Source organism: Arthrobacter sp. BGA-UO-ETr-C19 (assembly GCF_059568005.1).
In genome coordinates, this window is record NZ_JCAQPC010000024.1 from 241,560 (window position 1) to 255,228 (window position 13,669).

Sequence of the window (13,669 nt, forward strand, 5' to 3'; positions counted from 1 at the left end):
GTGTGTGCCTGCCACTTATGACGCCACCCTAGCCCCGGACGGTTCCGCTGTCTGCCCTCTTCCGGTTCGGGCGGGAGCGGCCTCCGGCGTCAGTGGTGGATGGTTTCCTGATCGCGGTGGGCGGCCGGCTCGATCTGGAACGTGGAGTGTTCGATGCTGACTTCGAAGTGTTCGGCCACGCACCGTTGCAGGTCGGCCAGGATGGTGGCGGCGTGCCCGTCCTTCATGCAGGTGTCCTGGACCGTGACGTGGGCTGAGAGGACGGGTGTGCCGGAGGCGACGAGGGACGCGTGCAGGTCATGGACGTCAATGACGTGGGGCAGGGCAAGGATGTGTTCTCGGACCTCGCCGAGGTCCAGGCCCGCGGGTGCGTTTTCCATCAGGACGTTGACTGTGTCACGCAGGAGCTTCAGGGTGCGCGGGATGATCAGCGCGCCGATGAGCAGGGAGACGACGGCGTCGGCCCGGGTCCAGCCGGTAAGGGTAATGATGATGGCCGCAGCGATCACGGCGACCGATCCCAGCGCATCATTCAGGACCTCGAGGAACGCGGCCTTCATGTTGAAGTTGTGGTGCCGGCCGGACGCGAGGACAAGGAGTCCGACGGCGTTGCCCGCCAGGCCGATGACGCCGAACCACAGCATGGTGGCTCCGCCGACCTCCGGCGGTTCAAAGAGGCGGCGGATGCCTTCGATGATGACGAATCCGCCCACGCCGAGCAGCAGCGCCGCCTGCCCGGCGGCGGCGACGATTTCGGCGCGTTTGTAGCCCCAGGTGCGCTCCAGGGTGGCCGGTTTCAGGGCCAGTGAGGCCGCGATCAGTGCGATGAGAAGCCCGGCGGCGTCGGTGAACATGTGGCCGGCGTCGGCCAGCAGCGCCAGGCTGCCGGTCAGGAACGTGCCCACGATCTCTGCCACCATGACTGCGGCGGTGATCGCAAAGACAATGATCAGTTTTCCGCGCTGGCTGGCGGCGTCGGTGCCGTGGCTGTGGTCGTGTCCGCTCATGGTTTCCGCTCCGGACGGTTGGCCGTCACCGGCAATCCGAGCGGCTGAGGTGCCGGAACAGCGCAGTCCTCGCAGCACCCGCCGGCTGGTTCGGAATCGTGTACGGCCCGGTCTGCATGCCCGGCTTCTGCAACGGTGTGCGGGATGGCGCAGCAGACGTCTCCGCGCCAGGCGTTGACGCCTTCCCGGACTGCGACGGCGGCAATCACCAGGGCGGCGCCGGCGTCGGCCCACCACCAGCCCAGTGTGCTGTTCAGGACGAGGCCGAGCAGCAGGACCGCGGACAGGTAGGTGCACAGCAGGGTCTGTTTGGAATCCGCCACCGCGGTCTTGGAGCCGAGTTCTCGGCCGGCGCGGCGCTGCAGCCAGGACAGGACGGGCATGATTGCCAGGCTCAGGGCGGCGATCACGATCCCCGGGACCGAATGCTGGGCCTCGCCCGCGCCGGCCAGTGACCGGACGGCGTCGACCGTCACAAACCCGGCCAGGGCGAAGAACGACACAGCGATGATCCGCAGGGTCAGCTGCTCGCGCTGCTCCGGGTCCCTGGCGGAGAACTGCCAGGACAGTGCCAGGGCCGAGGCGACCTCGATGACGGAGTCCAGGCCGAACCCGATCAGGGCGGATGAGTCCGCGACACCCCCGGCCCACAGGGCGGCGGCACCCTCAACGAGGTTGTAGGTGATCGTCGCCGCAGCGAAGAGCCTGATGCGCCGGGTCAGCACGGCCCGTCGTGCCGGGGCCGGGGAGAGCTCTACCGTGCTCACACCAGGCACGTCCCATCAGGGGCGCAGCAGGCGGGATCGACGGCCAGCACCACTCCAATCAGGTCGCGGATGGCATGGCCCAGCCGGGCGTCGGCGAGCTCGTACCGGGTCCGCCTGCCGTCAGGAACGGCCACCACCAGGCCGCAGCCGCGCAGGCATGTCAGGTGGTTGGACATGCTCTGCCGGGACACCGCGAGGGAATCGGCAAGCTCGGACGGGTAGCCGGGGCCGCCCGCCAGCGCGAGCAGGATCCGGGCACGGGTCGGGTCCGAGACCGCATATCCGAACCGGGCCAGCACGGGCGCATGCGTGAGGGTTTCCATGGCCCCAAAGTACATCGCTGAATGTACTCAGGCAATTGTGTATTGGCAGCCGCACGTCACCTCTTGACGAAGACATAGATGAGTGTAAATATTCACATGTGTCTATGTCTATGGAATTGACTCCCGTCCAGACGGTTGCCTGCTGTTCGCCGCTGACACGGGAACCGCTTTCCGCATCCGAAGCGGATGGCATCGCCCCGCTGCTGAAGGCGCTCGCTGATCCGGTGCGGCTGCGCCTGATGTCGCTTGTCGGTTCCCATGAGGGCGGGGAGGCTTGCGTCTGCGACCTGAATGACGCGTTCGAGCTGTCGCAACCCACGATTAGCCATCACCTGAAGCTGCTGCATGAGGTGGGGCTGCTGGACCGCGAGAAGCGGGGTGTGTGGGTCTACTACCGCGCGCGAACCGAAGCGCTGGAAAACCTGGCTGCCCTGATCGGGGGACAGGCGAAGTGACTGTCCTGATGCGGCGGGCCGGTGCGGAGTTCGCGGGCACGGCATTCCTGGTCACGGCCGTCGTCGGCTCCGGCGTGATGGCTTCCAGGCTTTCCCCGAACGACGTCGGCCTGCAGCTGCTGCAGAACAGCCTTGCCACTGGTGCCGCTCTGGTGGCGCTGATCGTGGCTCTGCAGCCGGTCTCGGCGTCCTTCAATCCGGTGGTGACCCTGGTGGAGCGTGCCCTGGGCATGATCGGCACGGGGGCTGCGCTGGCCCTGATTTCCGCCCAGTTCCTAGGCGGCCTGGCCGGGACGGTGCTGGCGAACCTGATGTTCGGCGTCGGCCCCGTCACGCTCTCCAGCCATGAACGCTCGGGCACGGGTCTCTGGCTGGGCGAAGTCGTCGCCACGGCAGGGCTTCTGCTCGTTGTGTTCGGCACGGTCCGATCCGGCAGGGCGGACCGGGTGGCGTTCGCCGTCGGCGGCTATATCACCGCGGCGTATTGGTTCACGAGCTCCACGAGCTTCGCCAACCCCGCCGTGACGGTCGCCCGGACCATCACGGACACGTTCGCCGGGATCGCGCCGGTCTCCGCACCCGGCTTCATCCTGGCCCAGCTCGTCGGCGGCGCCGCAGGCTTCCTCCTGGTCCGCTTCCTCTACGCGACACTTGTCCCAGCCACTGACATGTCCGCCGCGGAAGCGGCCGACCGAAAGGTGCCCTCATGACCGCGAAGCCCTCCGTCCTGTTCGTCTGTGTCCACAACGCCGGCCGCTCCCAGATGGCGGCCGCGTTCCTGACCACCCTGTCCGGGGGTGAAATCGAGGTCCGCTCCGCCGGGTCCCAGCCGGCGGACAAGGTCAACCCGTCCGCCGTCGAGGCCATGGCCGAGGTCGGGATCGATATGTCGGCAGAGATCCCGAAGGTCCTCACCACCGAGGCCGTGAAGGATTCCGACGTGGTGATCACCATGGGCTGCGGCGACGAATGTCCCTACTTCCCCGGCAAGCGCTACGAGGACTGGGTCCTGGAAGATCCGGCCGGCAAGGGCGTGGACTCCGTCCGGCCCATCCGCGACGAGATCAAAACCCGTGTCGAGGCCCTGATCGCCTCCCTGACTCCGGCCTCTGCATAAGCCACCCCGTCAGGCGAGGAGGTGAGCTGTATGAACACTGGATGCTGCGGCGACTCAGGTTGCTGCGACGACGACCTGGACTGCTGTTAATCCCGACTGGGCACTGCCGGCCCCACACCGGCCGGCAGGGGTCCATCAAACACAACCGCACGACCAACGGATGAAAGAGGACGCCATGGACTCAGCGAAGAACCTTCCCGTCGCCGTGATTGGTGCCGGGCCCGTGGGCCTGGCCGCCGCAGCCCACCTGCTCGAACGCGGGCTGGAGCCGCTGATCCTCGAAGCCGGGACCTCGGCGGGCGCTGCCATCGGGCAGTGGCGCCACATCCGGCTGTTCTCACCCTGGCGGTTCAACATCGACGCCGCCGCCGTCCGCCTCCTCGAAGCCTCGGGCTGGGAATCACCACGCCCCACCGCCCTGCCCTATGGCGGTGAACTCATCGACAACTACATCGCACCGCTGGCCGCGCTCCCGGCCGTCAGTTCGAGGCTGCAGACCGGCGCCCGCGTCATCGCCGTCACCCGGGCGGGCCTGGACAAGACCCACGTCCGCAACCGAGACACCACCCCCTTCGTGGTCCGCGTCGAACACGCGGACGGCGAAACCCGCGACCACACCGTCGCAGCGGTCATCGACGCCTCCGGAACGTGGTCCGTCCGGAACCCGTTGGGCACCTCCGGCCTGCCAGCCATCGGCGAAGACCCCGCAGCGGCCCGAATCTCCTCACCGCTGCCCGACGTCACCGGCAAGGACCGTGCAACCTTCGCCGGCCGCCGTGTCCTCGTGGTCGGTGCCGGGCACTCGGCGGCCAACACCCTGATAAACCTCGCAGACCTCGCCAAGGAAGAACCGGACACCCGGATCTTCTGGGCCATCCGCGGTGACTCCGCAGCCAGGGTTTACGGCGGCGGGGAAGCCGACGGGCTGCCCGCCCGCGGCCAGCTCGGCGCGCGCCTGCGCCGCCTCGTCGAGGCCGGCGTCATCGAACTGCACACCGGGTTCGGCATCGCCGCCCTGAAAACCCTCGACTCCGGCGTGACCGTCGAAGCTGTCGATGGACGCACGTTGGACGCCGATGTCGTGGTGCCCTGCACCGGGTTCCGCCCGGACCTGGACATTCTCCGCGAACTCCGGCTCAATCTGGACCCCGCCGTCGAGGCGCCGGTGGAACTCGGCCCGCTGATCGACCCCGAATTCCACTCCTGCGGCACCGTCCCGCCGCACGGCGCGAAGCTCCTGGCCCACCCGGAAAAAGACTTCTACATTGTCGGCATGAAGTCCTACGGCCGGGCACCGACCTTCCTGCTGGCCACCGGCTACGAGCAGGTCCGCTCCGTTGCCGCGGCCCTCGCCGGGGACCGCGAAGCCGCGGACACCGTGCACCTGGAACTCCCCGAAACCGGCGTCTGCTCCACCGGCGCCGGGACCAGCTGCGACGTCCCCGCCACGGTATCCTCAGCAGACGCCTCTGCCTCCCTCACAAAGGAAACAACGCCCTCATGACTCAGGAAACCACGCCCGAGAACCCGTCCGTGCTGTTCGTCTGCAGCAAGAACGGCGGAAAGTCACAGCTCGCCGCCGGGCTGATGAACCAGCTCGCCGCGGGGGGCCGTCACGGTCTACTCTGCGGGGACCAAACCGGGCAAGTCCCTGAACCCGCAGGCCGTCGATTCCCTGACCGAACTCGGCATCGACATCACCGGTGAACACCCCAAGCCGGTAACCGATGAGGTCCTGGACACGGTGGATGCCGTTATCGTCCTGGGCACCGAGGCGAAGCTTGAACCCCGCGAAGGGACGCGCTTCGAGGTCTGGGAAACGGACGAGCCGTCCGAGCGCGGCATCGAAGGCATGGAACGCATGCGCCTGGTCCGGGACGACATCAAGGCCCGGGTCCAGAAGCTCTACACGGAGCTCACCGGGGACTGAAAGAGCCGACCCCCGCTCTATCCCCGGACCCCTGCAGGCCATAAGCTCCGAGCATGTCATCAGTGATCGTTTGCAGCGGCCCCCACGACGGCCATGTTTCGCCCATGCTCGGAGTCGCGCGCCGCCTGATTGACCGCGGACACCGGGTGCGGTTTCTGACCGGTCCGGCCTACCAGGACGCGGTAAAGGCCGTCGGGGCAGAGTTCCTGCCACTGGGTCCGGGCGCCGAATACTCCTCCGAGCCCAGCGCGGCCACGGGCGTGCAGGCGATCCGCGAGGGCATCCGTGGACTGGTGATCGAACCGGCCCGCGGCCAGTACCTGCCGCTCGAGGCGGCAATCGCCGCGGAGCACACGGACGCGGTCCTGGCGGAGGTCACCTTCGTGGGTGCCGCCACCCTGTCCAGGCTTCCGCGCCAGCAGCGCCCCGCCGTGATCGCCTGCGGAATCCTGCCGCTGACCCTGTCCAGCCAGGACTGCGCCCCCTTTGGCTCGGGCCTTGCGCCCGGCAAGGGAAAGGCAGCCCGCCTGCGGAACCGGGCGCTGAACTGGATGGTGGCCAATGTTGTGCTGAAGGACAGCCAACAGCAGGTGGACGCCCTCACCCGCGAACTTGTGGGCGTGGGGCTGGACGGGCTGTTCATCCTGGACTGGGCCCGCCGCACCGAACTCATCGCCCAGTTCACGGTGGAGGAGTTCGAGTACCCGCGCTCGGATGCGCCGGACAACCTGCGCTTCTTCGGGCCCATGTCCCGGCACGCCGCGTCATCATCAGTGACCCCCAAGCCGGAGTGGTGGGGTGAGCTGGACGGTTCCCTTCCGGTGGTCTACGTGACGCAGGGGACCGTCTCCAACGAGGACTTCACCGCATTGGTGGGTCCCACGCTCGAGGGCCTTGCGGAGGAGGACGTCACCGTCGTCGTCAGCACCGGCCGCCGCCCGCTGTCAGCGCTTCCGCCGCTCCCGGCCAATGCCCGGGCCGCCGAGTTCCTGCCGGACGCGGAGCTCCTGCCGAAGGTCGCCGTCTACATCACCAACGGCGGCTACGGCGGCCTCCATTACGCGATGGAAAACGGCGTGCCCATCGTGGTTGCCGGGGACACCGAGGACAAACCGGAAGGGGCCGCCCGGGTGGCCTGGGCCGGCGTCGGAATCAATCTCAAAACGGGCCGGCCCAAGCCGGATGCCATCTGCCACGCCGTGCGAAAGGTGCTGAGCGACGGCCGGTACCGCGCCGGGAGCCGGCGGATCGGGGCGGCGATTGCCGCTTCCCCGGGTGTGGACGGGCTGATCGACGAGATGGAAGCGATGCTGCGTTCGTCCCAGCACTGAGAAGAACGACGGCGGGCCCTGGCTTAACTCCGCCCGTCCGTTCGCCGGGCTTTGGTTGGCAGGTGTCTCAGGCAGGAACGGCTGCGCTGACCGCGATGACTCCACCTTGCGGGTCACCAATGACGGCGTTGCGGAATCCCGGTGTGCTCATCGGTGCCATCAGGACGGTGCCTCCCAGGGCCACGGCGTGCTCGGCGGTGGCGTCCGCGTCGGGGACGGCAAAGTTGACGCTCCAGTGCGGCGGGACCGCGGTCCCGTCGGTCGCCGCCACGGCCGCCACGACTTCGCCTGAGCGTCGCCACAGGGAGAAGGCGGCACCCGGCACCGGTCCGAGTTCCCAGTCGAAGAGGCCGCCGTAGAACGCCTGCGCCCGTTCTACATCCGTCGTGTGCAGCGAGCTCATCGCCCAGGAGTTGGGCTCATTGGCGACCCGGTCGCCGTCGTGCTCGCCTGCCTGCCACAGGCAGAACGGGACGCCGGTGGCGTCCGCGAGCACAGCGAGGCGTCCGTCCGGGCCGGCCCCAAAGGGCCCTGCCAGCAGTGTGCCTCCCGCCTGCTGGGCACGGGCGAGTGTCTGCGCAACGTCGTCCACCCGGACGTAGGTGTTCCAGACCGGCGGTGACTGCGGCGGTGCCTGGCCGATCCCGGCCACCAGCCGCCCGCCGTAGCGCGCGGCGAAGTACTCGCCCCCGAGGCCGGCCGGCATCGGGGTTGGGTCATCGAAACTCCAGCCAAAAAGCGGGCCGTAAAACTCCGTGGCGGCGCGCGGATCCGGCTGCAACGTGTCCACCCGGCACGGAACGCCGACTGAGGTTGTGTCTCGCGATGTCATGGGGATGCACTCTTTTCGATGATCGTTTGGCACTTACGATAGCGCCCATGGGCGGATCCGCTGCCGCCCGGTAAGCTGGCGCCAGATCCGGTGAGGCAAGGAATGGTGGGAAGCATGGCGCAGGGCAGCAAGGACGACCCGTGGAGGCTGCTGACGGCCCCGGGCACCTCGGAGTACTCGATGTACCGGGACGAGGACGCTGATCCTCCCGCGCTGGTGTGCCAGGTGGGAACCACCACCCTGAGGTACCACCTGCAGGCGGTTGAGGACCTGCACCGGTGGTTGCTCGAGAAGGCTGACTGGGTGCCGTTGGGTGCCGCGGACGAGAACAAACCGGCAGCCGAGGGCACCGTCGAGGCCTGGGGGAGGAACGAATCCAACCCCGTCGGTGGCTGGTACGGGCTCCGCAGGGGCTACCGGGGCCGCTTCGGGATGTACCTTCCGCCGCTGCTGGAGGCACTGGGCCTGGCCGAACTGACCCACGAGAAGCGCAACAACAGCGTCAGGGCCGTCAGCGATGCGGCCGCCGGAACCACCGCCACCCCCTGACAGTGGCAGACTTCGACCATGAATATCGAACAGTGGTGGCCCAGCCTCAAGCCCGCCACGAAGGCATGGCTGATTGAGAACAATGGCGATGCCGTCCCGGACGAACTGGTCGCTGAGATCACGGAAGCCGGCGGCCCGGCCGCCTCGGATGCCTGGTGGGCCGGGGACGGCGAGTCCCCGGGACGCTATTTTCCGGACGAGGTGGTCGACTGGATCGAGGCGGTCGGCAACGGCGAACCCCCCCGAACCGCCCCGGCCCCGCTGATGACCGGATTGGCCGGTGGGCCAAAGAACCTGCAGCATCCGCGGTTCGCCCGCGCCTACGCGCGCGCGGTCGGGCGGATGAACCGCCGCGGCGCCACCGAACACCGCCGCCGCATGCTGGCCGGCCTGCACGGGACGGTTATCGAGATCGGCGCGGGGGACGGGTCCGCCTTCGCGCTCTACCCGCCGGCGGTCACCCACGTCCTGGCCCTCGAGCCCGACGATTACCTCAGAAGCCTCGCCCTGAACCGCGCCGCCACGTCCGCCGTGCCCGTGACGGTGATAGCCGCAGCAGCCGAGCGCATCCCGGCCGACGACGGCAGTGCGGATGCCGTCGTCGCCAGCCTCGTGCTGTGCAGCGTCGCGGACCAGGCTGCCGCGCTCGCGGAAATCCGGCGCGTCCTGCGCCCCGGCGGGACCCTGGCCTACTACGAGCACGTCCGCTCTGAGCGCCCCGTCCTGGCCGCGGTCGAAGACCTGCTCACGCCGGCATGGCAGCGCCTGGCCGGAGGATGCCACCCCAACCGCGATACCCTCGGCGCCATTACTGCGGCCGGCTTCAGCATCCAGGACAACCGGCGGTTCGGTTTCGCCGTCCAGTCGATGACCCCGCAGGTGGCCCACATCCTGGGCCACGCCACCAGCCCGGGGCCGCCCGCTCATTAGCCGGCTGATTGAGCCTGTCGAAATCCCCAAAAGCAGTACGACGGCGGCACCCAGCCTTTGTGGTTCAGGCCAGGTTTTCCTTCAGCAGCGCGCGGTGTTCGACGGCGGCCGCCTGGTGGAGCTTCCGGCCCGCCGCCGTGAGCTCGAGGTACAGCGAACGGCGGTCTTCGGCGCAGGACTGGCGCGTCAGCAGCCCGGCCTTCTCCAGCCGGTCCACCACCTTGGAGACGGCGCTCTGGCTCATGGGGGTCCGTTCGCCGAGTTCCTTCATCCGGCATGATGCCTTGCTGTTCTCCGCCACGAGGTCCAGGATCTCGAACTCGTTCAGGCCGATGTCGAACTTGGCTTCCAGTGCCCGGTCAAGGGCGCACGAAGTGCGGAAGTATGCGTCCTGGATGCTGCGCCATTGCTCAACCAGCAGGCGGTCCGTCGTTGAAGCCATGCACTGATTTTAGCCGAAAGGCGAACTCAAGTCCACGTCATAATATTCCGCGTCATATTCCTTGTCATTCAATGACGCGTCATATAGATTTTTGGGCATGACATCACCTACCACCCTCGAACGAACTGCCGGACCCATTGTCACGGCCGTCCGCTGGACCCGGGCCCAGTGGCTCCTGCTGATGGTTGTCTGCACCGTCCTGGCCCTCGACGGTCTGGACGTGTCCATGGTGGGGGTCGCCCTGCCGTCCATCGGGCACGAACTGAACCTCGGCACGGACGCCCTGCAGTGGATTGTCTCCGCCTACGTCCTGGGCTACGGCAGCCTGCTGCTCCTGGGTGGCCGGCTCGCCGACCTCCTGGGCCGCCGCCGGATCTTCCTCATCGCCCTCTCGGTCTTCGCGGCCGCCTCCCTGCTGGGCGGACTCGTGGATGACCCCGCCATCCTCATCGCCACGCGGTTCGTGAAGGGCCTGGCTGCCGCCTTCACCGCGCCCACGGGCTTCTCCATCATCACCACCAACTTCGCCGAGGGCCGCGAGCGGAACAAGGCCCTCTCCATCTTCACCACGTTCGGTGCCAGCGGCTTCTCGCTGGGGCTCGTCGTCGGCGGCCTCATGACCAGCCTGAGCTGGCGCTGGACGTTCCTGGTTTCCGTGCCGATCGCCGTCCTGGTGGTCATCCTGGGCAACCGCTTCATCCCGCGCGACACGCCCGATGCCACGGACAGCGGCCACGACATCTGGGGCGCCGTCACCCTGGCGCTGGGCATGCTGGGTCTCGTGTACACGCTGGTGTCCGCACCGGACCAGGGGTGGGGATCTGTGGCAACAATCGCCGGATTCATCATCTCTGCCGCGGTGCTGGCGGCCTTCGCCGTCATCGAGAACAAGGTCAAACACCCGCTCATCCGCTTCGGCATCCTGCGCGAGGGCTGGGTGGCGCGGGCCAACCTCAGCGCGGTGGGGCTGTTCGGCTCCTACCTCAGCTTCCAGTTCATCGTGACGCTTTTCCTGCAGTCCGCCCTGGGGTGGAGTCCGCTGGCGATGGCCCTGGCCCTGCTGCCCACCGGTCTGATCGTCGCCACCAGCGCGCCGTTCGCCGACCGCCTCATCAACGTGTTCGGTGCCACCCGGCTGATCCTGGCCGGACTGGCCGCCATGGGCCTCGGCTATGTTCTGTTCCTCCGGGTGGGCACCACGCCCAACTACGCCCTGGACATCCTGCCCTCGATCATCCTGCTGGGCATCGGCTTTGCCCTGGCCTTCCCGTCCATCAACGTCCAGGCCACTGCGGGCATCAGGGACTCCGAGCAGGGCCTGGCCGCCGGTCTCATCCAGACCAGCACCCAGGTGGGTGCCGCTTTGGTCCTGGCAGTCACCACCGCCATGGTCAGCGGCGGGCATTCCGAGGGCGGCGCCGCCCCCAGCGCCGCGGCCATGCTTGAGCAGTACCGGCCGGGCCTGATGCTGAGTGCCGCCGTCGCCATCGCCGCGCTGCTGGTAGCGGCCGTGCCGGCCCGACGGCGGACGGTCGCCTTGGCTGCCTAACTCAGTTTGCAGCGAAGCGGTGCCCCTCGATGAGAGGGGGCACCGCTTCGCTGCAGCTGATCTGCTGTGAACCTATCCGATGAGGGTGGTGATGAGCCGGATGGATGAGGCCACAATGGCCGCCATGCCAATGATTCCAAACAGGTTCTGCCACCATTTGTTGCGCAGATCGCCCATCACCGCCGTCTTGTTGCTCATGATGAACAGCAGGACCCCGAGCAAAGGGGCGATGAGCACGGTCAGGGATTGAGCGATGACGATCAGGCCGACCGGTGACGCCTGGAATGAGAGAGTGACGACGAGTCCGAAGGCGAGGATGACGCCAGTGATGATGCGGGCTGCGGGTGAGCCTGCGTTCGCGCCTCGGCCCATGGCATCGGAGAACATGGTGCCGCCTGCCGTGGCGTTGGCGATCATGGAAGAGAAGGCGGCGCCGGAGAGGCCCAGTGCGAAGAGCATGGATCCGACGGGCCCGGCCAGGGGTTCGAAGATGGATGCCAAGGCTCCGATGGACGCGGCGTCCCCGCCGGTCTTGCCAAGGACCGCGGCGGCAACAAGGATGACGAGGGCGGTCATGATACCGGGCGCGACAATGCCGGGGATGGTGTCTACAAGTGTGATGTCCCGGTAGTCAGCACGGGTGCGCTTGTTCTCCTTAATGCCGTAGGACGTGTAGAACGCGGCGTTGATGGAGAAGTTTGTTCCTACCAAGGCGACGATGAGAATTTCGCTGCCCGCCGGGAGGGTGGGTACGGACCCTTCGAGGGCGCGATACCAGTCCGGTTGGGCGACCACAGCGCTGGCGACGAATGCGACGGCCATGAGCGCGACGATGACCAGGAGTGCCTTCTCGATAATGCCGTAGACGTTGCGGAAGGCGAGGACGAAGGCGACGGCGGCTGTGCAGGCAACGGTCCAGAGGACCGGTGATCCGCCGAAGACCAGGGAGAGACCAAGCCCGGAGCCGACGGCGTTGCCTACGGAGAACATCAGTGTGATGCCAAAGACGCCGGCTCCGGCCAGCACGCCCACTGGCCTGCCCAGGTGTTCCTTGATTGAGGTGATCAGGGAAGACGGTGTGGCTATGCCGAGCCGGACGCTCATGTCGGTGAAGAAAATCATGAGGATGGTGGAGACCGCAATGACCCACACCAGCGTGTAGTCGTAGCGGCTGCCGGCCTGCACGGCGGTGGTGAGGTTGCCCGGGCCGAACTGCCAGGCTCCCACCACGAAGGCGGGGCCCATGAGGGCAAGGTAGCCAAGAAACGTCCGGCGTTTTCCCTTCGTTGCCGGCGAGGGGTCTATTTGCGGGGCGGCCATCTGGGATTCCCTCTGTGCGGGATGTGTAATGGTCCTATTGTGCTCGCTCATGGCGAGTCCTCCTTCTACAGCGGCACTGCTGGGGGTCATGGTTGACCGGGTGGAGATCGAAAGCCTGGGTACGGGTGGCGGGCGTCAGGCCCGCCACCCGTAAGAATCCATAGGGATCAGACGGTAGCGGTAACACTTCCAAGGTTGGCGAACTGCAGGGCTGCGGCGATTTCCGCGCCGGCGCCTTCGGCGAGGGGCAGCAGCGGCGGGCGGACCGTGGAGTGCTCCAGGATGCCGCGGGCAACGAGGCCTTCCTTGAGGGCGACGGTGCCCTCCATGTGCGATCCGCGGTGGTACACGTTCTTGGTGACGGGCAGGAGCCGGTCGTGGATGGCGCGGGCTGCCGCGTAGTCCTTGGCCTTGCCGGCCGCGATCAGTTCCACCAGCGGTTCCGGGGCGAGTCCGCCGTAGCCCACCAGGGCCCCATCAACGTCGAACATGGTGTGCAGCAGGTACTCGTCGTGGCAGGTCAGGATCTGCAGGTCCGGGTAGGTTTCGCGGAGTACCGGAATTTCGGTGTCCCAGCGCTTCATGTTGCGGACGCCGTTCTTGGTGGCGAACACGCCTTCCTGGCCGGCGATTTCCAGCTGGGTCTCCAGGTCATAGGTCGCCTTCGTGGCATCCGGGTACTGGAACAGGATCAGCGGCAGGCCGGACGTCTCGTAGATCTCCTTGTACCGGGTCTGCGGGGCACCTTTCTGGTACCCGAACCGGAGCCAGCCATGGGACGGGTACACCAGGCCTGCCGAAGCGCCGGCTTCAACAGCTCGCTTGGCCTCGAGTGCGGCCACAGTGTTTCCCTCACCGGTGATGCCTGCAATGATCGGGATCTCGCCGTTGACGGCGTTCTTGAACTCGCGAATCACGAGCGCCTGCTCATCCTGGGTCAGAAAGGTGCCTTCACCGGCGTGGCCGAGCACAACCAGGCCTTTGACTCCCTCAACGCTGGCCAGCCAGCCGCCCAGGCGGTGGATTGCGTCGACGTCGACGCTGCCGTCGCGGTTGAAGGGGGTGACAGGGGCGGGGACCAGCCCGCGGAGATCGATGGTCATTTCACTACCTCATG

At 67.4% G+C, this 13,669-nt stretch carries 15 protein-coding genes and 1 pseudogene; 9 read left to right on the forward strand and 7 right to left on the reverse strand.

The features are described 5' to 3' along the window. Positions 1–89: 89 nt before the first annotated feature. Genes AC57BR_RS20025 through AC57BR_RS20035 form a run of 3 tightly spaced genes read right to left on the reverse strand, consistent with a single transcriptional unit; the run spans position 90 to position 2,097 of the window. On the reverse strand, positions 90–1,007 hold the full coding sequence (locus AC57BR_RS20025; RefSeq protein WP_496363767.1) for a cation diffusion facilitator family transporter: 918 nt from the start codon (positions 1,005–1,007) through the stop codon (positions 90–92). After that, positions 1,004–1,774 (reverse strand): cation efflux transmembrane domain-containing protein, encoded by a 771-nt coding sequence (locus AC57BR_RS20030; protein ID WP_496363769.1) that lies wholly within the window; start codon positions 1,772–1,774, stop codon positions 1,004–1,006. The genes AC57BR_RS20025 and AC57BR_RS20030 overlap by 4 nt, the downstream gene beginning before the upstream one ends. Beyond that, a complete protein-coding gene (locus AC57BR_RS20035) occupies positions 1,771–2,097 on the reverse strand; it encodes an ArsR/SmtB family transcription factor (RefSeq protein ID WP_496363771.1) in 327 nt (108 codons plus the stop codon). The genes AC57BR_RS20030 and AC57BR_RS20035 overlap by 4 nt, the downstream gene beginning before the upstream one ends. A 104-nt stretch (positions 2,098–2,201) precedes the next feature. Between AC57BR_RS20035 and AC57BR_RS20040 the strand changes: the two genes are divergently transcribed. The 6 genes and pseudogenes from AC57BR_RS20040 to AC57BR_RS20065 all read left to right on the forward strand — a co-directional run bounded on the left by AC57BR_RS20040 (position 2,202) and on the right by AC57BR_RS20065 (position 6,930). Then, positions 2,202–2,552, forward strand: a complete 351-nt coding sequence (locus AC57BR_RS20040) for a metalloregulator ArsR/SmtB family transcription factor (RefSeq protein ID WP_496363773.1) — start codon at positions 2,202–2,204, stop codon at positions 2,550–2,552. Continuing rightward, the gene (locus AC57BR_RS20045) at positions 2,549–3,262 is read left to right on the forward strand and encodes an aquaporin (RefSeq protein ID WP_496363775.1); all 714 of its coding nucleotides are present in this window, start codon (positions 2,549–2,551) and stop codon (positions 3,260–3,262) included. The genes AC57BR_RS20040 and AC57BR_RS20045 overlap by 4 nt, the downstream gene beginning before the upstream one ends. Beyond that, a complete protein-coding gene (locus AC57BR_RS20050; RefSeq protein WP_496363777.1) occupies positions 3,259–3,669 on the forward strand; it encodes an arsenate reductase ArsC in 411 nt (136 codons plus the stop codon). The genes AC57BR_RS20045 and AC57BR_RS20050 overlap by 4 nt, the downstream gene beginning before the upstream one ends. A 175-nt stretch (positions 3,670–3,844) precedes the next feature. Further along, positions 3,845–5,173: an FAD-dependent oxidoreductase gene (locus AC57BR_RS20055; protein WP_496363779.1), complete on the forward strand. Its 1,329-nt coding sequence runs from the start codon at positions 3,845–3,847 to the stop codon at positions 5,171–5,173. After that, a pseudogene (locus AC57BR_RS20060) lies at positions 5,170–5,599 on the forward strand (arsenate-mycothiol transferase ArsC). The gene AC57BR_RS20055 and the pseudogene AC57BR_RS20060 overlap by 4 nt, the downstream one beginning before the upstream one ends. Before the next feature lie 53 nt (positions 5,600–5,652). Then, entirely contained in the window at positions 5,653–6,930 is a 1,278-nt protein-coding gene (locus AC57BR_RS20065) for a glycosyltransferase (RefSeq protein WP_496363781.1), read from the forward strand. A 67-nt stretch (positions 6,931–6,997) separates the two neighbouring features. Here AC57BR_RS20065 and AC57BR_RS20070 read toward each other — a convergent pair whose 3' ends face one another. Then, positions 6,998–7,762, reverse strand: coding sequence for a VOC family protein (locus AC57BR_RS20070; protein ID WP_496363784.1), 765 nt, complete (start codon positions 7,760–7,762; stop codon positions 6,998–7,000). A gap of 114 nt (positions 7,763–7,876) precedes the next feature. On the opposite strand from AC57BR_RS20070, the gene AC57BR_RS20075 reads away from it, so the two are divergent. Together AC57BR_RS20075 and AC57BR_RS20080 are read left to right on the forward strand one after the other, a co-directional pair. Continuing rightward, positions 7,877–8,311, forward strand: a complete 435-nt coding sequence (locus tag AC57BR_RS20075; RefSeq protein WP_496363786.1) for a DUF6855 family protein — start codon at positions 7,877–7,879, stop codon at positions 8,309–8,311. Positions 8,312–8,329: 18 nt separating this feature from the next. After that, a complete protein-coding gene (locus AC57BR_RS20080; RefSeq protein ID WP_496363788.1) occupies positions 8,330–9,241 on the forward strand; it encodes a class I SAM-dependent methyltransferase in 912 nt (303 codons plus the stop codon). Between the two features lie 64 nt (positions 9,242–9,305). Here the strand turns inward: AC57BR_RS20080 and AC57BR_RS20085 are convergent, their stop codons facing one another. Beyond that, positions 9,306–9,683, reverse strand: a complete 378-nt coding sequence (locus tag AC57BR_RS20085) for a MarR family winged helix-turn-helix transcriptional regulator (protein ID WP_496363790.1) — start codon at positions 9,681–9,683, stop codon at positions 9,306–9,308. Between the two features lie 97 nt (positions 9,684–9,780). On the opposite strand from AC57BR_RS20085, the gene AC57BR_RS20090 reads away from it, so the two are divergent. Then, positions 9,781–11,232, forward strand: coding sequence for an MFS transporter (locus tag AC57BR_RS20090; RefSeq protein ID WP_496363792.1), 1,452 nt, complete (start codon positions 9,781–9,783; stop codon positions 11,230–11,232). Positions 11,233–11,304: 72 nt separating this feature from the next. On the opposite strand, the gene AC57BR_RS20095 is transcribed toward AC57BR_RS20090, so the two are convergent. Both AC57BR_RS20095 and AC57BR_RS20100 read right to left on the reverse strand, forming a co-directional pair. Next, complete coding sequence (locus AC57BR_RS20095) at positions 11,305–12,603, reverse strand: Nramp family divalent metal transporter (RefSeq protein WP_496363794.1); 1,299 nt, start codon at positions 12,601–12,603, stop codon at positions 11,305–11,307. A gap of 116 nt (positions 12,604–12,719) precedes the next feature. Beyond that, entirely contained in the window at positions 12,720–13,655 is a 936-nt protein-coding gene (locus AC57BR_RS20100; protein ID WP_496363796.1) for a dihydrodipicolinate synthase family protein, read from the reverse strand. Between the last annotated feature and the right edge of the window lie 14 nt (positions 13,656–13,669).